This window comes from Brevibacillus sp. NPDC058079 (assembly GCF_042885155.1).
Taxonomy (GTDB): domain Bacteria; phylum Bacillota; class Bacilli; order Brevibacillales; family Brevibacillaceae; genus Brevibacillus.
Genome location: NZ_JBHVSO010000012.1, coordinates 1 through 22,710, shown reverse-complemented (window position 1 = coordinate 22,710; position 22,710 = coordinate 1). Strand labels below are relative to the sequence as shown.

At 47.2% G+C, this 22,710-nt stretch carries 20 protein-coding genes and 1 rRNA gene; 19 read left to right on the top strand and 2 right to left on the bottom strand.

Translation table 11 applies throughout. The features are described from left to right. The first annotated feature begins 12 nt into the window (after positions 1-12). The 13 genes from ACFVS2_RS27545 (at position 13) to ACFVS2_RS27485 (ending at position 13,040) form a co-directional block, all read left to right on the top strand. Positions 13-411, top strand: a complete 399-nt coding sequence (locus ACFVS2_RS27545; protein WP_007727606.1) for a cytidine deaminase — start codon at positions 13-15, stop codon at positions 409-411. After that, positions 404-1,321, top strand: coding sequence for a GTPase Era (gene era, locus ACFVS2_RS27540; protein ID WP_047072508.1), 918 nt, complete (start codon positions 404-406; stop codon positions 1,319-1,321). The genes ACFVS2_RS27545 and era overlap by 8 nt, the downstream gene beginning before the upstream one ends. A 104-nt stretch (positions 1,322-1,425) precedes the next feature. Continuing rightward, a complete protein-coding gene (locus ACFVS2_RS27535) occupies positions 1,426-1,581 on the top strand; it encodes a YqzL family protein (protein WP_007727602.1) in 156 nt (51 codons plus the stop codon). Further along, positions 1,572-2,345 carry a DNA repair protein RecO gene (gene recO / locus ACFVS2_RS27530; protein ID WP_173620704.1) on the top strand — a complete coding sequence of 258 codons (774 nt, stop codon included), beginning with the start codon at positions 1,572-1,574 and terminating at the stop codon, positions 2,343-2,345. The genes ACFVS2_RS27535 and recO overlap by 10 nt, the downstream gene beginning before the upstream one ends. A gap of 318 nt (positions 2,346-2,663) precedes the next feature. After that, positions 2,664-3,590: a glycine--tRNA ligase subunit alpha gene (gene glyQ / locus ACFVS2_RS27525; protein ID WP_370642748.1), complete on the top strand. Its 927-nt coding sequence runs from the start codon at positions 2,664-2,666 to the stop codon at positions 3,588-3,590. Further along, positions 3,583-5,652 (top strand): glycine--tRNA ligase subunit beta, encoded by a 2,070-nt coding sequence (glyS, locus tag ACFVS2_RS27520; protein ID WP_390239562.1) that lies wholly within the window; start codon positions 3,583-3,585, stop codon positions 5,650-5,652. Before glyQ ends, glyS begins: the two co-directional genes overlap by 8 nt. A gap of 123 nt (positions 5,653-5,775) precedes the next feature. Then, a complete protein-coding gene (ccpN, locus tag ACFVS2_RS27515; RefSeq protein ID WP_012685777.1) occupies positions 5,776-6,420 on the top strand; it encodes a transcriptional regulator CcpN in 645 nt (214 codons plus the stop codon). An 11-nt stretch (positions 6,421-6,431) separates the two neighbouring features. Continuing rightward, positions 6,432-7,268, top strand: a complete 837-nt coding sequence (locus ACFVS2_RS27510) for a pyruvate, water dikinase regulatory protein (protein ID WP_173620707.1) — start codon at positions 6,432-6,434, stop codon at positions 7,266-7,268. A gap of 203 nt (positions 7,269-7,471) precedes the next feature. Next, positions 7,472-9,346, top strand: a complete 1,875-nt coding sequence (gene dnaG / locus ACFVS2_RS27505; protein WP_173620708.1) for a DNA primase — start codon at positions 7,472-7,474, stop codon at positions 9,344-9,346. Between the two features lie 34 nt (positions 9,347-9,380). Then, the gene (rpoD, locus tag ACFVS2_RS27500; protein ID WP_007727582.1) at positions 9,381-10,511 is read left to right on the top strand and encodes an RNA polymerase sigma factor RpoD; all 1,131 of its coding nucleotides are present in this window, start codon (positions 9,381-9,383) and stop codon (positions 10,509-10,511) included. 93 nt (positions 10,512-10,604) lie between these two features. Beyond that, positions 10,605-11,519, top strand: a complete 915-nt coding sequence (locus ACFVS2_RS27495) for a hypothetical protein (RefSeq protein ID WP_390239561.1) — start codon at positions 10,605-10,607, stop codon at positions 11,517-11,519. A 76-nt stretch (positions 11,520-11,595) separates the two neighbouring features. Next, positions 11,596-11,760 (top strand): hypothetical protein, encoded by a 165-nt coding sequence (locus ACFVS2_RS27490; protein WP_017247756.1) that lies wholly within the window; start codon positions 11,596-11,598, stop codon positions 11,758-11,760. Between the two features lie 140 nt (positions 11,761-11,900). Beyond that, complete coding sequence (locus tag ACFVS2_RS27485; RefSeq protein WP_173620710.1) at positions 11,901-13,040, top strand: acyl-CoA dehydrogenase; 1,140 nt, start codon at positions 11,901-11,903, stop codon at positions 13,038-13,040. A gap of 79 nt (positions 13,041-13,119) precedes the next feature. On the opposite strand, the gene ACFVS2_RS27480 is transcribed toward ACFVS2_RS27485, so the two are convergent. Then, positions 13,120-14,409, bottom strand: coding sequence for a S8 family peptidase (locus ACFVS2_RS27480; protein ID WP_390239560.1), 1,290 nt, complete (start codon positions 14,407-14,409; stop codon positions 13,120-13,122). A 382-nt stretch (positions 14,410-14,791) separates the two neighbouring features. Between ACFVS2_RS27480 and ACFVS2_RS27475 the strand changes: the two genes are divergently transcribed. The 5 genes from ACFVS2_RS27475 (at position 14,792) to ACFVS2_RS27455 (ending at position 21,785) form a co-directional block, all read left to right on the top strand. Beyond that, positions 14,792-15,526 carry a tRNA (adenine(22)-N(1))-methyltransferase gene (locus ACFVS2_RS27475; protein ID WP_390239559.1) on the top strand — a complete coding sequence of 245 codons (735 nt, stop codon included), beginning with the start codon at positions 14,792-14,794 and terminating at the stop codon, positions 15,524-15,526. Beyond that, complete coding sequence (locus tag ACFVS2_RS27470; RefSeq protein WP_390239558.1) at positions 15,502-16,617, top strand: Nif3-like dinuclear metal center hexameric protein; 1,116 nt, start codon at positions 15,502-15,504, stop codon at positions 16,615-16,617. The genes ACFVS2_RS27475 and ACFVS2_RS27470 overlap by 25 nt, the downstream gene beginning before the upstream one ends. Before the next feature lie 56 nt (positions 16,618-16,673). Next, the gene (locus tag ACFVS2_RS27465; protein WP_390239557.1) at positions 16,674-18,674 is read left to right on the top strand and encodes an S-layer homology domain-containing protein; all 2,001 of its coding nucleotides are present in this window, start codon (positions 16,674-16,676) and stop codon (positions 18,672-18,674) included. Then, complete coding sequence (locus ACFVS2_RS27460; RefSeq protein ID WP_390239556.1) at positions 18,671-20,167, top strand: S41 family peptidase; 1,497 nt, start codon at positions 18,671-18,673, stop codon at positions 20,165-20,167. The genes ACFVS2_RS27465 and ACFVS2_RS27460 overlap by 4 nt, the downstream gene beginning before the upstream one ends. 133 nt (positions 20,168-20,300) lie before the next feature. Then, positions 20,301-21,785, top strand: a complete 1,485-nt coding sequence (locus ACFVS2_RS27455; RefSeq protein WP_390239555.1) for an alkaline phosphatase family protein — start codon at positions 20,301-20,303, stop codon at positions 21,783-21,785. Here ACFVS2_RS27455 and ACFVS2_RS27450 read toward each other — a convergent pair. Further along, positions 21,739-22,419, bottom strand: a complete 681-nt coding sequence (locus tag ACFVS2_RS27450; RefSeq protein WP_390239554.1) for an endonuclease/exonuclease/phosphatase family protein — start codon at positions 22,417-22,419, stop codon at positions 21,739-21,741. The two genes, ACFVS2_RS27455 and ACFVS2_RS27450, sit on opposite strands and share 47 nt — an antisense overlap. Before the next feature lie 202 nt (positions 22,420-22,621). Here ACFVS2_RS27450 and ACFVS2_RS27445 point away from each other — a divergent pair. Further along, positions 22,622-22,710 (top strand): 16S ribosomal RNA (locus ACFVS2_RS27445); the annotation flags it as partial.

Below are 22,710 nucleotides of genomic sequence, written 5' to 3'. Positions count from 1 at the left end.
GGAATGATGAGAATGGATAAACAATCATTATTAGCACAAGCAATCGAAGCCAGAGAGCTCGCTTATGTACCGTACTCCAAGTTTCAGGTAGGAGCAGCTCTTTTAGCTGAGAGTGGCAAGGTTTATTTGGGAGGCAATATTGAAAATGCAGCGTACTCGCTGTGCAACTGTGCTGAGCGTACGGCTCTTTTTAAAGCGTACTCAGAAGGCGATCGGACTTACAAAGCGTTAGCCGTCGCTGCCGATACACCGCAAGCTGTATCACCATGTGGGGCTTGCCGACAAGTCATAGCGGAGCTGTGCCCGCCGGACATGCCTGTATTTTTGACGAATCTCAAAGGCGACATTTGGGAAACGACAGTATCTGCCCTGCTTCCAGGCGCATTCACCAAGGAGGATTTACGTGGATAATCGCAAGACCAAGCAATCGTTTAAATCTGGCTTTGTCTCCATTGTGGGACGGCCAAATGTTGGAAAATCAACACTGTTGAATCATATTGTGGGACATAAAATCGCCATCATGTCGAATAAGCCGCAAACGACACGCAACAAAATTACGGCGGTGCATACGACAGAAGAGGGTCAAATTATTTTCTTGGATACACCGGGGATTCACAAGCCTCAATCCAAGCTCGGAAACTACATGGTTTCGGTTGCCGAAAATACATTGAACGAAGTTGACCTCGTTTTGTTTGTTGTCGATGCAACAGAAAAACGCGGAGCCGGGGACGACTACATCATCGAACGGTTGAAGCAGGTCAAAACGCCAGTATTTTTGGTCATCAACAAAATTGACAAGGTGCACCCGGAAGCATTGTTGCCAATTATTGACGATTACCGCAAATTGTATGATTTCAAGCAAATTGTTCCAATCTCTGCATTGGAAGGTAACAATACAGGTTCATTGCAGCAGGCTATTTTGGGTGAAATGGAAGAAGGCCCGATGTATTACCCTGCAGATCAGGTGACAGACCATCCGGAACGCTTTGTAGCAGCCGAATTGATTCGGGAAAAAGTTCTGCATTTGACGAGAGAAGAGGTACCTCACTCCATCGCTGTCGTAATTGAAGAAATGAAGCGAGGCGAAAATGGTAAAACGCTTTACATTTACGCAGCCATTTACGTAGAGCGGGATTCCCAGCGCGGTATTTTGATCGGGCAAAAAGGTCAGATGCTCAAAGAAATCGGTCAACGTGCGCGCAAGGATATCGAGCGCTTGATGGGGGACCAAGTATTTTTGGAGCTCTGGATCAAAGTGAAAAAGGATTGGCGCAACCAAGAGCGGATGCTGCGTAACTTCGGTTTCTACGACGAGCAATAATATTCCCATCACGATGTGTTAATTTTTCCAAGGCATAGAATAACGGGCAAAGGTGATTCTAAGAAGGAAGTGGATAGACCCGATATAGGAAAGGATGATGCTCCATGCTTCGTGACTTTTCTTGGAGAGTTTTCGCTTCAACCGGTGACATCCATGCTTACCTTCTCTACCGTGATCACCATCAAACGGATGTTTCCAGCGAGGAAGCCTCGTTTGATCTCGCCCAGGAAGAATTGGGTGACACGCAGGCATGCTTGTAAAGTGGGAAGGGATTGTCATTCGCAGTGTGGACTATGGTGAGTCCAGTAAAGTGGTGACATTGTTTACCCGGGAGAACGGCAAATTAGGCGTGATGGCCCGTGGTGCCAAAAAGACCAAAAGTCGTCTTGCCGCCGTCTCCCAGTTGTTTTCGCATAGTTATTATCTATGCAAGGCAGGACCCGGTACAGGAATGCCCGATCTTTCTCAGGGAGATATGCTGGATTCGTTCCGGGATATGCGGCAAAGCCTGACTGCTACGGCTTATGCCGCATACATAGCAGAACTGTTGGATCGACTGACGCAGGAAAAGGAGCCGAATCCCTACTTGTTTCAGCTACTCCTTCATACGTTCCGCTATTTGGATGAAGGACGAGATGCTGAGATCCTGTGTCGTATTTTTGAGACCAAAATGCTAATTGTAGCGGGGATCTCCCCGCAGCTCACGGCGTGTGTAAACTGTGGCGAACAGCGCGAGCCCTATGCAATCAGTGTGGGACAGGGTGGCCTGTTGTGCCCAGTTTGCCAGCCTTCCGATCCGTATGCCATGGCGGTTACACCCTCTACCTGGAAGCTGTTACGGCTGTTCCAGGTATTTGATTTGGAGCGGCTTGGTGACATTGAAGTAAAACCAGCTACTCGTAACCAGCTCAAGCATGTGCTACGGAGTTTCATGGACGAGTATCTGGATATCAGGCTGAAAAGTCGAGCATTTCTGGAACAACTGGAGCGTATGGAAAGAATGACGCAATCAGATCAGGACTAATTGACATACGAATTTGTTTTCGTTATGATAAGAACCAAACTTGTATACCGAATGTTGCCATGAAGGAAAAGAGTAGTCGGCCACTGGCTGTGAATAGCGAATCGGGGATAGTGGGAGCCCGGTCACCATGCTGATGAAGGGCGTTCTGGAGCAATTTAATTGTAAGGTGGGCGAAGAAGTCATTCGCCAAGTAGGGTGGAACCGCGAGAATCCTCTCGTCCCTACACTGTCGCTTCAGGCAGTGTAGAGGCGGGAGGTTTTTTTAGTTTCGACTTAAAGTCAAGTTCTAATAAGTTTAGAGGAGGATAAAGCATGAAAATGACATTTCAAGACATCATTTTGACGCTGCAAAACTTTTGGGCAAAGCAAAACTGTCTCATTGTCCAGCCATATGACGTTGAAAAAGGGGCAGGTACGCTAAACCCAATGACCTTCCTTCGTTCCATTGGGCCTGAGCCGTGGAATGTGGCATATGTAGAGCCTTCCCGTCGCCCGGCTGACGGACGCTATGGGGAAAACCCGAACCGTTTGTACCAGCATCACCAGTTCCAAGTAATCATGAAGCCATCGCCGGACAATATTCAGGAGCTGTACCTGGAGAGCTTGCGCGAACTCGGAATCGATCCACTAGAGCATGATATCCGATTTGTAGAGGACAACTGGGAGCACCCTGGTCTCGGAGCATGGGGCTTAGGCTGGGAAGTTTGGCTAGACGGAATGGAGATCACTCAGTTCACGTACTTCCAGCAAGTGGGCGGTCTGGAATGTAAACCAGTGGCAGTCGAGCTGACTTACGGACTGGAGCGTTTGGCTTCCTATATTCAGGAGAAAGAAAATGTGTTCGATCTGGAATGGTGCAACGGGTATACGTACGGAGATGTATTCTTGCAACCAGAATACGAGCATTCCAAATACACATTCGAGCTGTCTGATGTCGACATGCTGTTCTCTCTCTACAATACGTATGAGGCAGAAGCAAAAAGACTGATGGCGGAGCGACTGGTTTACCCGGCTTATGACTACGTATTGAAATGCTCTCACACCTTCAACTTGCTTGATGCGCGTGGAGCGATCAGTGTGACGGAGCGTACGGGCTATATCGCTCGTGTACGCAATCTGTCTCGTGAAGTAGCACAAACCTACTATAAAGAGCGTGAGCGCCTCGGTTTCCCGCTTTTGCAAAAAGGCAATGCAGACGCTGCGGATCTAGTGAATCAGGTGAAGGGAGAGGATACAAATGAGTAAGCGCGATCTACTCGTAGAGGTTGGTTTGGAAGAAATGCCTGCTCGTTTTGTTGCACAAGCAGCGGCACAATTCAAGGAAAAAGTAGAAAAGTGGCTGACTGCTGAGCGTGTGCCGTTTGATCAAATTACGGCATTGGAGACACCTCGTCGTTTTGCCCTGTTGATCAATGGATTGGCAGAAAAGCAGCCTGACCGCAATGATGAAGCGAAAGGCCCTGCACGCAAAATCGCACAAGATGAAGCGGGCAACTGGTCCAAGGCAGCACTCGGCTTTGCAAGAAGCAACAATGTTGAGCCTGACCAACTGTATTATAAAGAAGTAAACGGAATCGAGTATGTTCATGCACGCAAATCCGAAGCGGGAAAACCGACTACCGAGCTTTTGCCGCAACTGGCTGAAGTAATCACCGGTATGAGCTTCCCGAAAAACATGCGCTGGGGCGCACGCGATTTGAAATACCTTCGTCCGATTCGTTGGCTGGTTGCTTTGTTCGGCGATGAATTGATCGATCTGGAGATTGCAGGCGTAAAAAGTGGGCGCGTTACTCGTGGACACCGCTTCTTGGGAACAGAGGTTACGTTGAATCACCCAAGCGAATACGTGAGCAAGCTGGCTGAGCAGTATGTCATGGTGAATCCCGACGAGCGCAGAGCAGCGATTGTAGAACAAATTCATCGCTTGGAGAAGGAAAATGGCTGGACGATTCCAATGGACGAAGGACTTCTGGATGAGGTAGTCCATCTTGTAGAATATCCTACCGCTCTTTATGGTACGTTTGAGCAAGAATTCCTTTCCATTCCACGTGAGGTTTTGGTTACCTCCATGCGTGAGCACCAGCGTTATTTCCCTGTTGAAAACGCTCAGGGCCAATTGCTGAATCATTTTGTGACAGTGCGTAACGGAGACAGCCGCGCTCTGGAAAACGTAGCGAAAGGGAATGAAAAAGTCCTTCGCGCACGCCTGTCCGATGCTCGTTTCTTCTACGTGGAAGACCAAAAGTTGTCCATTGAGAGCTGCCTGAAACGTTTGGAGACAATCGTTTACCATGAAGAGCTGGGAACAATCGGTGATAAAGTTCGCCGTGTACGCAAAACAGCTGCGCAAATTGCAAGCAAGCTGGGTGTGAGCGCGGAAGAAACCAAACAGGTAGACCGTATTGCAGAAATCGCAAAATTTGACCTCGTTACCAACATGGTAGGTGAATTCCCTGAACTGCAAGGGATTATGGGTGAAGATTACGCGCGCAAAGCGGGAGAGTCCGACGTTGTCGCAAGTGGCGTATTCGAGCATTACCTCCCGCGTTTTGCAGGGGACAAAATGCCTGCTTCCGCCCAAGGCGCTATCGTCAGTCTGGCTGACAAGATGGACACGATCGTAGGCTGCTTCTCGATCGGTATTGTGCCTACTGGCTCACAGGACCCGTATGGCCTGCGCCGAATGGCAGCGGGGATCGTTACGATTTTGGTAGAGCGCGACTGGCAAATTTCCCTTGCCGATCTGTGGAATGCTGCGATGGAAGGCTATGTAACGCAAGGCGTAAACAAGAGAGCGGCAGAAGACGTGAAAAAAGACCTCGTAGACTTCTTCGCACTCCGTTTGAAAAACGTCTTGCAGGATCATGGCGTTCGCTACGATGTCATCGATGCCGTTCTTGCTGCCGACCTGACACTGGTTCCAGAGGTGCTGGCAAAAGCTAAAGCATTGATGAGAGCGGTACAAACAGAGGAATTCAAGCTGATTGTGGAGCAGTTTAACCGGGTGAACAATCTGGCACAAAAAGCGGAAGCAGACCAAGTCAGCGAAGCTCTGTTCGCAGAAGATGTAGAACGTGCCTTGTATCAGGCATTCCAAGCTGTTCAAAAGGATGTAGAGGGTCTGAAGGATCAAGAGAAGGTGCTCGCTACCTTGTCAACCTTGCGCCAGCCGATCAACGCATTCTTTGATAAGGTAATGGTTATGGCCGAAGATCAGGCTGTTCGTGCGAATCGTCTGGGACTTCTCTTGCAGCTTTCTCGTGTGCTTTATCGCTACGCAGATTTTTCCAAAGTTGTATTCGCGTAAACAAAATAAAACCGGTGCCCTTCGTCTGAAAATCAGGCGGGGGCACCTTTTTTCCGCGTGAAAGAAGGAATATCCCGTCGAATAGAGTAATACTAGGAAGAGGTAAAGACAGAACCGGGGTGATTGGTCATCGAGCTTACCAAACGACAAGAGCACATCTTACAGATAGTGAAGGATGACGGACCGATAACAGGAGAGCATATCGCGGAGCGACTGAATTTGACTCGCGCGACGCTACGCCCTGATTTATCCATCCTCACAATGTCAGGATATCTAGAAGCCAGACCTCGGGTCGGGTATTTTTATGCCGGCAGACCCGCAAGCTCAGTCATAAGTGAACGGCTTCACAAGCTTCTCGTCAATGACTACAAGGCGGTACCGATCGTGGTTTCCGAATCCGCCTCGGCTTACGACGCCATCGTTACCCTCTTTTTGGAGGATGTTGGCACGTTATTCGTCGTCAATCAAAAAGGATATTTGGCTGGCGTGATCTCACGAAAAGACCTCCTGCGGGCTTCTTTAGGCAATAAGACGCTGGAGGATGTGCCGGTCAGTATTATCATGTCTAGGATGCCGAATATCATTACATGCGCACCTGATGAGACCTTGTACGCAGCCGCCAAAAAGCTGATTGATTTTCAGATCGATTCTCTGCCTGTTGTCAGGCCGAGCGAGGAAGATCCGAAGCAAATGGAGCTGTTGGGGCGCGTCACCAAGACGACGATCGCGAAAGCATTTGTAGAATTGGGTAGCGAACCGAAAGTGTAGGAGGAGAAGCGATGCAAGGTAAACAGCAAGGACAGCTCATCTATGTAGTCTCAGACTCCATCGGCGAAACGGCCGAACTTGTCGTTCGCGCAGGAGCTAGTCAGTTTGATCGTTTTTTGTTTGATGTACAAAAGTATCCGTATATAGAAGACAAGGAATCCATTGACGAAATTATTGCTTCGGCAAAAGAATCGCGGGCAATGATCGTGTTCACTCTGGTCATTCCGGAGCTGAATGCGTATATTACACAACAAGCTGCTATTCACGGAATTCCAGCACTTGATGTAATGGGACCTCTGATGAATACATTGCAGGGCATGTTGGAAGAGCCACCAACAGGAAAACCGGGCTTGGTACGCCGACTGGATGAAGAGTATTTCCGCAAAGTAGACGCCATCGAGTTTGCTGTCAAATACGACGATGGTCGGGACCCACGCGGCCTGTTGCGCGCAGATGTTGTTTTGATCGGCGTTTCGCGTACTTCCAAGACGCCTCTTTCCATGTATTTGGCTAACAAGCGACTTAAGGTTGCCAATGTTCCGCTTGTCCCGGAAGTAGAGCCGCCAGAAGAATTGTTCCAACTGCCAATAGAACGGTGTATTGGACTTACCATCAACCCGGAGCAGCTGAACGGCATTCGGACAGAGCGTCTGAAGGCACTGGGATTGACTGCACAAGCAAATTACGCCAATCTCGAACGGATTGCCGAAGAACTGGCTTATTCCAAGCGCATTATTGAGCGCCTCGGATGTACCGTGATCGATGTATCCAACAAGGCAGTGGAAGAAACGGCAAACATCATTTTGGAGATGATTAGAAAAAACAATCTCCGTAATGAAAGGAAATAGGCCGAAAGAAGGATTTTGACGTTTTTTGTAGAAAATCAATTAGCCGAGGTACTTATCATACGTGAGTTTCTCAGCGTTTATTGCACTTAGAAATGTGGAAAAGTAGAAAAGAAGAAAAGAAGTTTGATGCAAAGAAGGAAATTGACGAATTTTGACGAACTAAATATTCTCACGTGCGATTCTCCTTATAAAGGTGGAAAGACATGACTGGTCCCACTTCAGATGAATTTGTAAATCAAGTGCGTGCCGCTGTCGACATCGTAGACGTTGTAGGAGAGTACGTTCAACTGAGAAAAAGCGGTCGTGCCTTTCTCGGTCTATGTCCGTTTCACTCTGAAAAGAGCCCTTCCTTCAACGTAAATGCAGAGCGACAGTTTTTTCATTGCTTTGGCTGTGGAGCAGGTGGGGATATCTTTTCCTTTTTAATGAAACTGGAGCAATTGACTTTTCCAGAGGCACTGCACAAATTGGCGGAGCGTGCCGGGATAGCTGTGCCCCAGCCGCAGCAAGTAGAGGAATCACCTGAAAAACGGATGAAACATGCGATGCAGGAAGCGCATACGTTCGTTTCACGCCTCTACCACTACGTGCTTACGAAAACCCCTTATGGCGCAGAAGCGATGAAGTATCTCGCGAAGCGCGGAATGTCTGAGGCGACAATCGCCGAATACCAAATCGGATTCGCCCCGGATTCCTGGGATTTCGTGACGCAGCAGTTGACAAAGCGGGGATTTTCGCAGGAATTGATGGTGGAAGCAGGGCTTTTGGCCAGGAGCGAAGCAGGAAAAATCTTTGATCGCTTTCGAGGTCGTATCATGTTTCCGATCCAGGATTCCCAAGGTAACGTCATCGGATTTGGTGGGCGCTTACTGCAAGGATCGAACCCCAATTCCAACCAAAAGTCTCAACCCAAGTATCTGAATAGCCCGGAAAGCCTTTTGTTCAACAAAAGCGCTACGCTGTTTAATCTTCATCGTGCGCGCCCCATTATTAGAAAGAGAAAAGAGGCGCTGTTGTTTGAAGGATATGTCGATGTCATATCGGCATGGCAGGCGGGTTTTATGCAAGGCATTGCCACTTTGGGAACAGCCTTGACGGAGCAGCAGGCCAGAATTCTTCGTCGCAATACAGAATCAGTCGTACTTTGTTATGACGGAGATGCTGCAGGACAAGAAGCAACGAGCAAAGCGATTCACGTTTTGCAGCAAGCCGGTTTGATCGTTCGAGTTGCTCCACTTCCACAAGGAGTAGACCCGGATGATTACATCCGCCAGCATGGGGCTGAAGCATTTTCCCAGCAGGTATTGTTACAGGCGATGCCAATTACGGCTTTCCGTCTGAAACATTTACGCAGTCAGTTCGTAATAAAAGATGAGACGGACAAAGCTCGCTTAATCGCGAAGGCGGTCGAGATCATCAACGAGCTCAACAGCCCGGTGGAACGGGACATGTATCAACGGCAATTGGCAGAAGAATACTCCCTTACTCTCGGTGATCTCAAATGGGAGTCCAAACGCGCTTATAATCAGCAAAAAAGTGAGCGCCAAAGGGATAAAGTGACGCCAGCATGGAATAATAGTATAAATAATGGCAAAGTTACGCTCGCGAAAACACTGCCACCCGCTTATCACACGGCTGAGCGCATGCTGCTTTACTACATGATGCGGAACGAAGAAATAGCCGCCCGCGTCCAACAAGAATGCAGCGCCCACTTTCAAGTGGATGAACACGATGCGCTGGCTGCCTACCTGTACGCCTACTATGCAGAGGGAAACCCGGAAGACCCTGGAAAGTTTATACATTATGTGCAAGACGATTTGTTAAAGCAATTAGCCTCGGGATTGGCCATGATGGAGTGCAACAACGACGTATCTGAATTAGAGATCGGTGACTACATCAAACAAGTGAATAACTACCCGAAGCGTGCCGAGTTGGAACGATTGCGCGATGAGCAGCGGAGCTTACACCTCCAAGCGGCCGCAGCGGACAGCGAGGATGCGCGCAAACAACTTGAACTTCAAGCAGCCGTTACAGGGATGAAGATTCTTGAATTGGAAAATGCTTTAAAAGAAGGGTAGCTTCAGATCATTCCCGGGGAAGGAGGGAAAGTAGATGAACAAGCAAAATATTACTTCCGACATGGAAGCAACGTCCATCGAACAAGTGAAGGAACAGTTGGTCGAATTAGGCAAGAAACGCGGCGCACTGTCGTATAAGGAGATTACTGCTCGCCTGGCAGGTTTCGAGCAGGATTCTGATCAAATGGATGAGTTTTTTGAATATCTTGGTGATCAAGGCATTGAGATTAACAACAATGAGAATGAAGATGACGACGATGAAGTCGATCAAATGATCATCAAGGACGAGGACAACGAAGAATTCGACTATGACGATCTCTCCGTTCCACCTGGAATTAAGATCAATGACCCTGTACGGATGTATCTGAAGGAAATTGGTCGAGTTCCTCTGCTCTCCGCAGAAGAGGAGATTAAACTGGCACAGCGAATTGAACAAGGTGATGAGGAAGCCAAAAGACGTCTGGCTGAGGCGAACTTGCGATTGGTTGTATCGATTGCGAAGCGTTATGTAGGACGCGGCATGCTATTCCTCGACTTGATTCAAGAAGGAAACATGGGTCTGATTAAAGCGGTGGAAAAGTTTGACTATCGCAAAGGCTACAAGTTCAGTACGTATGCGACCTGGTGGATTCGTCAAGCGATTACCCGTGCCATTGCAGATCAGGCCAGAACGATCCGGATTCCGGTTCATATGGTGGAAACGATCAATAAGTTAATCCGCGTTTCCCGTCAGCTTCTGCAAGAGCTAGGTCGTGAACCTATGCCAGAGGAAATCGCTGAAAAAATGGATCTCACTCCGGAAAAAGTTCGGGAAATCATGAAGATTGCTCAAGAGCCAGTATCCCTGGAGACCCCAATTGGGGAAGAAGACGATTCCCACTTAGGTGATTTCATTGAGGATCAGGATGCATTGGAACCATCTGATGCAGCTGCCTATGAACTTTTGAAGGAACAGTTGGAAGATGTATTGGATACATTAACAGACCGGGAAGAAAACGTACTGCGTCTGCGTTTTGGATTAGATGACGGTCGTACACGGACGTTAGAAGAGGTAGGGAAAGTGTTTGGCGTAACCCGTGAACGGATTCGTCAGATCGAAGCAAAAGCTCTTCGCAAATTGCGTCATCCGAGTAGAAGTAAACGCTTAAAAGATTTCTTGGAATAACCGATATAAGAAGTATGTGGCCTACGTTAGCCGACGTAGGCTTTTCTTATTCATGAAGGTAAACACTTTTTGTCGTAGTTAGGAGGGGCCGCGTTGGACGACCAGCGCAAGCGCACGATTATCGCCGAAATTGAAAACTGGCGGCGCAACCATTTACTGCCTGAACATTACTGCATCTTCTTGTTAAATCTGTATACAGAAGGGGATCGGCCAAATACACCGGCGTCCGCAGGCGGGAATGAGCGAATGGGAACGGCACCGGGTGTGCTGTCAGGAAAAGTCAATTCAACATCATCTGTCACAAATACATATTCACCTAGAACTATCTCTCCAGTGACGGGGAAAATGGTAGTGGCATGGCTCCTTGGTGCCTTTGTCATTGCTGGTTTGATCTTACTTGCTTTTCATTTTAACCGTTTTCAAACCCCAATGCAAATTACCATCTTTGCCTGTTTCGCTCTTGTTTTCTATATTCTGGGACTCGTTTATCGAAGGTCAGCCCCGCCATTGACGCATTTATTCCTGGCTTTGTCTTTTCTGATCTTGATCGCAGGGGGCGTTTATTGTATCCAAAAACTGGATGGTAGTATGCCGTTTGTCCTGTTCTATTTAGGCTTCGTTTGCATGTTACTGTGCATCAGCGCAATTGTTTTCGGCTATGCTTATTTGCTCTATGCAGGGTTACTGGGTTTGGCCATCTTATATGGCATTACAACCGTTCAGCGGGTAGGGATGGACTATACATGGTGGAAATCGGAGTTGTACTGGGTACCGCTTGCGTGCTTGCTCACAGGTATGGGCTTCTTGATGAATAAGGCCAATGCGAAATGGGCGGGAGTATTTGCTGTATGTGGACTTGCCTTTTTCTTTGGTGCTGAGATACAGGCTCTGTATATTCAAGAAGCGAAGCGGGATATGATTCAATTGCTGCTGTTCATTAAGGTGTTCATCGCGTCAACATTGTTCTTCTTCACGCGTGGATATTGGTATGCGTGGTTGCGACTGTAGGACTCTGCGTGACTTCTCGTTTTCCTCTCCCTTCTTATCTGTTACAATTTCAGAAGAGAGCAAACGGGGTGAATAGATGAACAACAAGTGGAAAGTATTAATCGGTATTTTGCTGGCGGCTATTTTTTTGGGTGGAGAAACAGTAGCCAAGTTTATGGGTGTAAATACATACAGTCTCGGATTCATAGCAGCCTCTGTATCTTTTTTGGGAGCAATTTTATTAGGAGCACGCCGATCATAGGCGTGTTTTTTTTCGTGAAATTACCACATGAATTTCAAATCGTGGTGTATAATGGTAAGAGTATTCTGAACAAACGCTCAGTCAAAATTGTGTGTTTCTTGATGGATCTTTACTAAAGCGTTTTCAAGGGGGCAGCGATCATGAACTTCGATTTGACTTCAGAACAACAAATGTTGAAAAAAATGATGCGCGAATTTGCTGATGAGGTAGTGGCACCAGGAGCAGATGAACGCGATCAATCCAAACAATTTCCTGTCGAAATATTCAAGCAGATGAGCGAACTGAACTTGATGGGTCTTCCTTTCTCTGAGAAATATGGGGGTGCGGGAGCCGATTCCACGAGTTTTGCGATCGTTGTAGAAGAGCTTAGTCGTGCATGCGGCTCTACAGGAATCACGTATTCGGCTCATATTTCGTTAGGTGGCGCACCGTTGGCTTTGTTTGGAACGGAAGAGCAGAAGCTGAACTATTTAAGCAAAATCTGTTCCGGCGAAAGCTTTGGTGCGTTTGGCTTGACGGAACCGAATGCAGGGTCTGACGCAGGTGGTACGAGGACGAATGCGGTCTTGGCTGACGGAGAGTGGACGATTAATGGCTCCAAATGCTTCATTACCAATGCCTCCTATGCTTCGTTTCTCGCCCTGACAGCTGTAACTGACAAAGACCAGGGCTCACGCGGTATTACTGCTTTTATCGTTCCGACTGATGCACCTGGTTTTCAAGTGCTGGCGAACTATGAAAAGCTCGGCTTGCACAGCTCCAATACGACCGAGCTCGTTCTTGAAAATGTCCGGGTGCCAGAGGAAAACATCCTTGGGAAGAGGGGCGAAGGCTTCAAGCAGTTCCTCATTACACTTGATGGTGGACGAATCGGGATCGGCGCTATGGCTGTAGGAATAGCACAAGCTGCCTACGACAAGGCACTGCAATACTCCAAACAAAGAACGGCTTTTGGAAATTCCTTGAGTCATTTTCAAGCGATTCAGCACAAGCTGGCGGATATGGCGATGCAAATTGAGCTGGCGAGAACAATGGTCTATAAAGCAGCTTGGTTGAAGGATCATGGTCGCAAATTTACGAAAGAAGCAGCAATGGCAAAATTGTATGCTTCGGAGATTGCCATGTCTGCTACTCATCAGGCCATTCAGATTCACGGTGGCTATGGTTATATGCGGGAGTATCAGGTGGAACGATTTTTCCGCGATGCCCGGCTGTTAGAGATCGGTGAGGGTACTTCAGAGATTTTACGTAATGTTATCGCAAGAGAAATCGGGTGCTAGCCTTTCCGTGTTTGACAACGAAAGAGCATGACTGCCAGCGTAAACTGACAGCCATGGCTCTTTTTTTGTTTTTTACTTTTTATTGATCGCCAGATTGTACAGTTGGGAATCCAAATCCACTAGCGATATCGTCCCCTACAGCAGCGTTTGAGCCACCTTTGATGTCATTTCCTGTCGCGCGTTTTTGCAATTCTACGCGAACATCTTGATAGCTCCAAGATGGATTGGATGCCCAGATTTTTGCAGCCAAACCAGAAATGTGTGGTGTTGCCATGGAGGTTCCGCTGATGGAATTATAGCCTCCGTTATTCCATGTAGACTGAATAGCGCGTCCTGGTGCTGATACTTCCACATCACGTTCTTGAATCACGTAGTCTCCCGCTTGCCCGCTCTTGCCACGAGAAGAGAAGTCAGCCACACGGTAGGTTCCGTTTTGTTGAACATTCTCTAACGCTGCTACGGCTACTGTATTCACTAATGCTCCAGGGTAGCCAATGCTATTCACCGTCGGTCCAGAGTTACCAGCCGCAGCGACGACTAATACACCTTTCTGGTTTGCATAAGTGATGGCATTTGCCATAAGGGTGCTCTTACTGCTAGAGCCAAGGGACATAGAGATGATCGTTTTCACGCCTAATTGAGCGGACTGGTCAGCGGCGTAACGAATTGCATAGGCAATGTCATCCTCATAGCCGGAGCCTGAGTCATCCAATACTTTATATGCCCATAGCTTTGCATCTGGTGCTACACCATAAATACCTGCGCCACCGCCGCCATCAGCGAGAACAGTTCCAGCGACGTGTGTTCCATGACCATGCGCATCATTGCAAGCACCGGTAACGACAGGAGAAGAAGCTTGCGTGAAATCGTTGCACTGCTCTGAGTTAGCGGTTAGGTCCGGGTGCTGCGTATACACGCCAGTATCCAGGACTGCAACACGAACATCTGAACCGCCAGTCGTAGCGGAGAGGGACTGGTTCTTATAGATTGCTTTAATTCCCCACGGAACGACTGCCAATGGAGAGAACTCTGGCTCACTTGCCTGATCTTCTTCTATATACTCAGCGATCTTTAATTTTTTCAACACTGTAATTTTTACGTTGGGATCGCTTTTCAGTTGGTTAAGTTGATCGCTATTTACATCGAGGGAAAAGCCATCTTCTCCAAAATCATGGCGCACTTCCAAAGGTCCAGCAAAATAACCGTTTCTCACATCCGAATCTGATTGAATTAATACCCGTGCTGTACCTAATCCACTGAATTCATTGGTTGACTCATTACTGGCTGCCCCCACACCTGTGAAGACACTCATCACTAGCGCCGAAGAGAGTAATCCCATTGCCCACCACTTGCTGGTTCTTTTTTTCAAACTATTCTCCTCCTTAAAGATATTTAGTTTGTGTAGTTCATGATGTTCATGGCGTTAATATACATATATGTAAAAAATTTGTAAATATTTATTTATTAAAATAAAGTTCACAATTTGGTAAAAATTAAGTTAAATTACATAATATACCAAAAAATAGCGTTATATTTAAAAACTTTGCTTCTTTTTCCGAACATTACATACAACATAATGGCCACCTGTAAGCTTCCCGACTACTACCCAAGGGTCCCCTTAGTTGCCTTGTCCCTACTGGGTACAACAGCGAGGATTTTGTCGTTCTTTGCTGATCATCTGTTAGGGAATTTGCATTTCGCAATTGCTGCCAAATAGGGTAGAATAGAGGCAACGGAAGGTGAATATACAGATGACATCAGTATCAATATCCAAGCGGCTACAAACGATTGCCCGCTATTGTCCAGAAGGAGCCCGCGTCGCCGACATCGGGTCGGATCATGCGTTGTTGGCTTCTTATTTGCTTGTAAAAGGAATTGCTTCTTTCGTGATCGCAGGCGAATTGAATGAAGGGCCTTTTCAAGCGGCACAAAAACAAATACATACATTGCAGGTAAAAGATCGCGCTTCGGTGCGTAAAGGAAACGGGCTCGCGGTATTACAGCCTGGCGAAGCAGATGTGATCTGCATTGCTGGGATGGGCGGACAATTAATCGTTTCCATTCTGGAAGCAGGAAAAGACAAACTGGAAGGTGTGCAACGCCTGATTCTGCAACCAAACGTAGGGGAAGAAGCGGTTCGCCTGTGGATGATAGAGAATGGTTGGCAGTTAATCGCGGAGTCCATTTTGCAGGAGGACGGCGTGATTTATGAGATTCTCGTCGCAGAACGAGGCACTCCTACCTTGCCTTATGAGGGCAAAGATCGTACACAGCAAGAGCTCCTGCGCATTGGTCCATTTCTTTGGGAGGTAAAATCAGAAGTTTTACAAGAGAAGTGGCTGCATGAGCAAGAAAAATGGCAAAAGGTCATCGTTCAATTAAAGCGTTCGGACAAGCCGGAAGCAGCAGAACGAATTAAAGAAATCGAAGTAGAAGTAAAATGGATCGATGAGGTGATCGCATGCTTGCGCACGGACAAACAGTAATCCAGTATGTAGAACGTCTGGCGCCAAAATCGCTGGCGATGGAAGGCGACAAGATTGGCCTTCATGTAGGCACCTTGCAAAAAAAAGTGAAAAAAGTAATGATCGCACTAGACGTGCTGGAATCTGTGGTGGATGAAGCAATTGCAGAGGGAGTAGACCTGATTGTGGCTCACCATGCCGTCATTTATCGACCACTCAAGAACCTCCGGACGGATCTCGCCGCAGGACGCGTGTTCGAAAAGCTGATTAAGCACGACATTGCGGTATACACTGCCCATACCAATTTGGATGTTGCGTATGGGGGAATGAACGATTGGCTCGCTGAAGCGGTTGGACTCACTGACGTAGATGTACTGGATGTTCTTTCACGAGAGGCATGGAAAAAGCTCGTCGTATTCGTACCCGCTACCCATAAGGAAGCAGTATTTTCCGCACTTGCTGGAGCGGGTGCAGGGCATGTAGGCAACTATAGCCACTGTTCTTTTCAAACAGAAGGCACTGGAACCTTTTTACCAGGGGAAGGAACGAATCCCCATATCGGTTCGACAGGCCAACTGGAAAAAGCAGAGGAAGTTCGCATCGAGATGATTGTTCCCGCCTCTAGGCAATCGGCTGTGGTCAAAGCAATGCTTGCTGCCCATCCCTACGAAGAAGTCGCCTATGACATCATTCCTTTGGAGCAGTCCGGAACTACATACGGAATTGGACGAATCGGTACTTTGCCAGCACCACTGACGCTGCGTGAGTTTGCTTTGCTCGTCAAAGAACGGTTTTCCCTCCATGGCCTTCGCGTAGTTGGTGACTTGGACTCGACAGTCAAAAAAGTAGCCGTAGTAGGTGGAGACGGTAGCTCTTTTGTTTCCAAAGCCATTTTTAAAGGCGCGGATGTTTATTTAACCGGAGACATTGGTTATCACACCGCACACGATGCACAAGCAGAAGGCTTGTCGATCGTAGATGCTGGTCACAATATCGAAAAAATCATGAAGGAAAAGCTGGCGACCATTTTGCTTGAACAATTACAGGCAAATGGTTACGAAACAGAGGTTATTCCTTCGCGCATGCACACAGATCCGTTCCAGTTTGTATAAGACGTAGCAGGATCAACCTTATGTTACCTGCCAGATGAAGTGTAGGAGGATTTTATGTGCAAAAACTAATCCGGACGATTTCTTGTGGATTATTAACGTTAAGCTTACTCACCCCCGGCGTCGCATCAGCGGCTGGGGGCTTATTGCCATACAATGACATCAACAAGCACTGGGCGAGAAACGCAATCATTCAAGGTGTGCAGCTCGGTTTGTTTGAAGCTGGTCCAAATGTTCCGAAGTTTTACCCAAATCGTGACATGACACGTGCGGAATTTCTCGTCATGATCGATCGTCTTTATTACGGTGGGCAGTATCAGATCTATCCGCTTACTTTCTTATCCGAGCATTCGGAGTGGGCGAGAGCTGAAGGTTTTCAGGAACCGTATTTGCCGTATAAAGATGTCGATCGCCTAACGTGGATGTACAAACCAACGCTGCGCATTTCCACGATCTTGGATAGACTGTACGGTCCAAATGCGATTCAGTACATTTTTCCTGGTGAGATGATGAAGCCGAATCAGCCGATTAGCAACGAAGAAGCTGCGAAGATATTGCAAATGTTCACGATGTCTCCAGATAGTAAAAATGCTTGGGAAGAAGTGCGTTCCTGGGGATGGCTAGAGGGAGAAAAAACGGATCGGGTGAAGCGGGGAGATGCTGCAGTCGCAGCTGATCGCATGGTGAATTATTTCCTTCAGGATGGAATCATGCCTCTGTTGGATTACGATGGGAAAAAGTTCCCAATGGTCCCAGACGTCGAAGAGGTATTGCCGTTATTCGCAACCTATACAGATCCCAAAACAACAGAAGAACAGATTTATGTAGATGCGGCTGCCGCTATTCGCAGTAGAAATGATAGTGAGGAGACTTTTGAACAGTTACGCAAGTTGGCGGATTCCTCTTTCCCGAATCAAGTCGGTGTTCACTATTTATTGAGCTGGAATCCTGAGACACCGATTGAAACCAATTTGGAGGAAGCTTTTCTTGCTATCGACGCTTACTTCGAAGACAAAATCATTCTCCCGGACACACTTGGGCTATTGAGTGCGAATGTGTATGATATTGCTTTACAGCTAGGGAACAAGGATCAAAGCCAATACAAAAAAGTGCTCGACCGACTCAGTGCTTATGAACAAAAAGTGAAGCAAGATTCCAAAGAATGGGAATCGCTCGCCATGTATGTGGGGGCATTGGAAATCAGGAGTGGTCAGGTAGACCTAGCGTTGGCACGTTACCAGCGATTTGCCGACAGGAGCCCGGAGGCATTGTTGAATACTTCCTATTATTATTTGCAGGAAGGACGTATGCAGGAGGCAGAAGAAATTCTTGCTGCGATGAAGCCGAAAGCGTCAGACAGCAGAATGAATCAGCTGCACAAAATGTTGCGTCAAGAGTTTGCGTCTTTAAAAGATCAGCCAGCTATTATTTCTGATTTGGGATACTCTTTGCGCCAGTTGGACAATGCCGACACCTACCAAGTGAAGGGTGAAGCGGTGTTGAGTGGATTGACGTTCTCATACACACAGGATATTAACAAGGAAAAACAAATAAGCAGAATATCCGGCTTTTATCAATCTCCGCAAAAACTAATATCAGACAAGCTGCTCTCCTATACAGACGGGAAAACAAACACGCAATACTCGTATGATACGGATCGGCAGACATGGGACAAGAATAGAACGGACAAAGTTGACTTTTTGCACGAGTGGGTTGGTGCTGTCAAGGTAGTCGATCGTGCCAAGGAGCTTCATGCTCGTTACTACAAGCAATCGTACGGGAAGTACGATGTCATTACGGAGTGGATTCCTGGCTCTATGCTGGTAGAGAAATCCAAGAAGGTTACGCTCGGACAAGGAAAAGTAAAAGACGTTCCCTTGTTCATGAACAAGTATTATATTGATCGGGCCAGCGACCAAATTGTTAAACATACGTGGCGTTATGAAGAAATTTATGAGGGCGACGAATATGTAGCCTATTCGGGTACTGACAATTACGACTTTACAAGCAATGTTGCATTCTCGATACCTGATGATGTTCGAAAAGGGGTGGCACCATGAAGCGAATTAGTCAATGGGCAGTAGCGACTGTCCTGCTACTCACAACTGTTCTTCCTGTGCAAGCGGCAGAGTATCCTTACGAAGAAACAGAAGAAGTGTTCTTGCACGTCATGGAGAGCCACTTGAGCAAGCCGGCAGCCAAACAATTGGTAAAAGGGGCTCTAGAGGAGGTCAGTGAGCAGGCTGAACAGAAAAAACAGCTTCAGTTCAACGTTTCTGAAGAAGATGATACTTGGGACGAGTTGGAATTGAGGCTTGCAGAATGGCAGAAGAAAGGCGGGTTTGATACGCTGACGATGAACACGTGGGCGATTGATGGAATGCTCTCCACACTCAATGACCCGCACAGCGTATTTTTCACCCAAGACGAATTGCGACTGTTCCAATCTGACGTTGAAAATCAATTCGTCGGATTTGGCTTTCGTCTGCGGCTTCAAAAAGATCATATTATCATCCGTGAAATCGTTCCGAATTCTCCAGCAGCAGCATCTTCTTTGCAACGAGGCGATCAATTGATCAAAGTCAATGAGACCTCGTTGGTCGGAAAGACTTTTGAAGAAGCGTATGCTTATTTGAAGGGCAACGAAGGGACCGAAGCCGTTCTTACTGTTTATCGTCAATCCGACAAACGGGAGCATCAGGTAAAGCTGAAGCGTGCTTTCATGACCTTGCCGGAAGCGGAAGGACAGATGTTTACGAAAGGCGCGGTTGGCTATATCAGTCTTGAAACATTCGGATCAGAAGGAGCTATCCAGGTAAGGGATAAGCTCGCAGAACTTTCTCGTGTGCAAAAACCGTTGTCCGGATTGGTGTTAGACCTGCGGGATAATGGCGGGGGGTACTTGTCCACAGCGCGGGACATTGCGAGCCTCTTCATGGAAGAAGGCTTGCTCATGTACACCACGAATCGCAATGGGGTAGAGGTAGAGACGTGGGTACGAAATGGACAGGATATCGGCATTCCTGTGCGAATTTTGGTAAACGGCGGAACAGCTTCTGCATCTGAGCTGTTGTCAGGTGCGCTGCGTGATCATGGCATCGCCAAACTTGTGGGTACCAAAACATTTGGAAAAGGGAGTGCCCAACAAGTTATTCCGTTGTCGGAAGGTGACGCACTCAAGCTTACACTGAATGAATATTTTACTCCTAAGCATACAGTGGTGAATCACGTAGGACTTCAACCGGATATGGTTGTGGAGGATTATGGAGCACAAGTAGTAGAAGCTCTCCATTCCTTGAACGTCAATACATGGGAACTGAGTGACGCAGAAGGCGATACAGTCATCAATGGAATTCCTTTCCCAACAGTGGATCCTCTCTTTAAACAAACGCCTCAAGGGCTGCAAATCCGAGCTGCTGTACTTTCGCATCTACTGGGTGATCCGTCCATTGGCGAAAAAGATTATGTGGTACTTGCTCCGTATTTGAAGAAGTACCCTGCACTAAAACTGCAAACGAAAAATGGTGTCAACACCCTCGCATTTACTTCGTAAGCAAGTTCCCCTGTCGCTTTTGGCGAGCAGGGGATTTTTCTTTTTCAGGCGTATACTCGGTAATGGAAAATCGAACACTATCAAGTGCGACTATGACTATTACGACTACTACGACATGAAGGGTGGCAGCCGGATGAAAAAGGTCATACTTTTCCTGATCGACTCCATGATGCCTGATGTTCTGGAGCGATGCATTGCTGCCAATAAAGCACCGGCACTTCGATTTTTCATGGAGCATAGCCAGTACATACCAGATTGTGTGACCGTTTTCCCTACGATGACGGCTTCGATAGATTGCTCCCTCATTACGGGAGTTTACCCCGATCAGCACAAAGTACCGGGGTTAGTTTGGTATGATGCAGAGCAGAAAAAGATGGTGAATTATATTAATGGGGCCGCTTCTATCCGAAAAATAGGTATTTCTAGCTGTGGCGGAAATGTCCTTTTTGATTTGAATGAACGTCATCTTAGCAAGGATGTCAAAACCATTCATGAGGTACTGGAAGAAAACAATCTCGTATCTGGTTCCATCAATGTGATCGCCCATCGCGGACATAAGCAGCATAAGGTGAAAATGCCGACCTTGCTTGATACAATTACATCTTTCTCCCTGCGAGAAAAGGTGAGTGGTCCAACGATCATGAGTATGGGGACGCTGGTGCGCCCGGCGTTATTTCGTACCGTCCCGTGGGATTTCTCCCAATCCGCTTTGGAAGGCTACGGAATTAATGATGCATATGCAATCGATGTTATGATTGAGGTGATACGTAGCGGTCAGCAGCCACATTTTACGCTAGTCTATCTGCCAGAGAATGATCATAAACTCCACAATTCCCCGGAGGATGCCGTACAGCACCTGGCAGATGTGGACAAGCAATTGGCACGTTTGCTGGATAGCTTCGCTTCATGGGAGCAAATGCTGGAGAGAAACGTATGTATTTTGATTAGTGATCATGGACAGACCGTCATCGGAGAAAGTGAAGACCACAATATTCCGTTGGATCATCTTCTGGCGAATTTTTCGATCCATGCGCTTGGTACGGATGTGACATCAGAAGTGGAAGTGGTCATTTGCAATAATGAGCGTATGACTTTTTTGTACCCAGTGAATGGAACGGATTCACTTTCTATTGTAGAAGCGGTTAGTGTGGAAGAAAGAATTGATTTGATTGCTTGGAAAGAGGGCGAGAAGGTAAAGGTGCGTCGGGGTGGAACACAACAGGAAATGTGTTTTTGGCGCAATGGGGAGTATCAAGATGCGTACGGTTCTTCTTGGTCCGTTGAAGGGGACGTTTCCGTGCTGGATGTGCAATATGATGGAGAGTGTCTTTCTTTTGATACATACCCGGATGCTTTTTCTCGGCTATACGGGTCGCTGTTCTCGCAGACCGTTGACGTGGTAGTCGTTACTGCTGCCAAGAGCTATGAATTTTTATCGGAATGTGCACCCACGCATTTAGGTGGAGGAAGTCACGGATCACTGCATAAGCAAGATTCGCTGATTCCGTTAGTGATTGCAGGTGCTTCGGAGATGTTTCCACTCCCAGCAAGACTGGTAGATGTCAAAGGTTTTATTCTTCGAGAGCTGGGGATTCCGTCAGCCTCAAATCCACAATGACCGGGACATGATCGGACCAATTGACAGGTAGCAGCTCATAGTGCTCAATATTCCAGTGATGGGAAGCAAAAATATAGTCCAGACGACGGCGGAAGGGTGGAAGCGTTGGTCTTTTTTCCTGACCTGAGACAAGAGCACAGTCCATCAGGTGTGGTGAAAAGGACACATTACTTGCGTTGAAATCCCCCATTAGGAGTAATGGGGCTTTTACGTGTTGCTGTATCAATGTGGACATGAGCTGCAGTTGGGCCAGTCTGCTTACTTGATTTAAGCTGCAGTGTGTAACGCAAAGCGTAATCGTACGACCGAATCCTTGGAAGGATGCATACAGGAGGGTTCGTTGCTCTTTTCTGGCTGGCAAAACGATGGCGTCGACATTTTCAAGAGCGTACTTCGATAGTAGTGCATTGCCATAATATCCATCTCCTATTGCGATCGAAGGGGAGAAGGCCAAGTGATACTGTAATTGATCAGCGATGTATCTCGCTTGATACCCATACTTTCCGTTTTGATGGACTTCCTGAAGTCCGATGATGTCTGGCTGCAAGTCCTTTAAAGTCAGAGTCATTTCGTTCAGACGTTTTCGCCACCAGAGGTCACGGCCGCTATGAATGTTGTAGCTGACTACACGCACCCTCGTTCACTTCCTTTGTTTTGACGTCATTTTTTAACTTATTTAGTTTTCCCTATTGCATTAGGTTTTAGTCTATGCTATATTAAAAAACGTCGCCTCTGCTTGAGGCACAGATGGAATAAAATGCTCCTTGAAAACCGGAATAGAATTAATCTGTGAAATAAGCTTGTGTTTTACTTGAAGTCAGATTCATCTTCAAACTTTATTGGAGAGTTTGATCCTGGCTCAGGACGAACGCTGGCGGCGTGCCTAATACATGCAAGTCGAGCGAGTCTCTTCGGAGGCTAGCGG

Coding starts and splice junctions, on each gene's coding strand:
- ACFVS2_RS27460 (WP_390239556.1), top strand. CDS start 18,671: ATGAAGCGAATTAGTCAATGGGCAGTAGCGACTGTCCTGCTACTCACA.
- recO (WP_173620704.1), top strand. CDS start 1,572: ATGCTTGTAAAGTGGGAAGGGATTGTCATTCGCAGTGTGGACTATGGT.
- glyS (WP_390239562.1), top strand. CDS start 3,583: ATGAGTAAGCGCGATCTACTCGTAGAGGTTGGTTTGGAAGAAATGCCT.
- ACFVS2_RS27535 (WP_007727602.1), top strand. CDS start 1,426: ATGCTTCGTGACTTTTCTTGGAGAGTTTTCGCTTCAACCGGTGACATC.
- rpoD (WP_007727582.1), top strand. CDS start 9,381: ATGAACAAGCAAAATATTACTTCCGACATGGAAGCAACGTCCATCGAA.
- ACFVS2_RS27455 (WP_390239555.1), top strand. CDS start 20,301: ATGAAAAAGGTCATACTTTTCCTGATCGACTCCATGATGCCTGATGTT.
- ACFVS2_RS27475 (WP_390239559.1), top strand. CDS start 14,792: ATGACATCAGTATCAATATCCAAGCGGCTACAAACGATTGCCCGCTAT.
- ACFVS2_RS27545 (WP_007727606.1), top strand. CDS start 13: ATGGATAAACAATCATTATTAGCACAAGCAATCGAAGCCAGAGAGCTC.
- glyQ (WP_370642748.1), top strand. CDS start 2,664: ATGACATTTCAAGACATCATTTTGACGCTGCAAAACTTTTGGGCAAAG.
- ACFVS2_RS27490 (WP_017247756.1), top strand. CDS start 11,596: ATGAACAACAAGTGGAAAGTATTAATCGGTATTTTGCTGGCGGCTATT.
- dnaG (WP_173620708.1), top strand. CDS start 7,472: ATGACTGGTCCCACTTCAGATGAATTTGTAAATCAAGTGCGTGCCGCT.
- ACFVS2_RS27485 (WP_173620710.1), top strand. CDS start 11,901: ATGAACTTCGATTTGACTTCAGAACAACAAATGTTGAAAAAAATGATG.
- ACFVS2_RS27470 (WP_390239558.1), top strand. CDS start 15,502: ATGCTTGCGCACGGACAAACAGTAATCCAGTATGTAGAACGTCTGGCG.
- ACFVS2_RS27510 (WP_173620707.1), top strand. CDS start 6,432: ATGCAAGGTAAACAGCAAGGACAGCTCATCTATGTAGTCTCAGACTCC.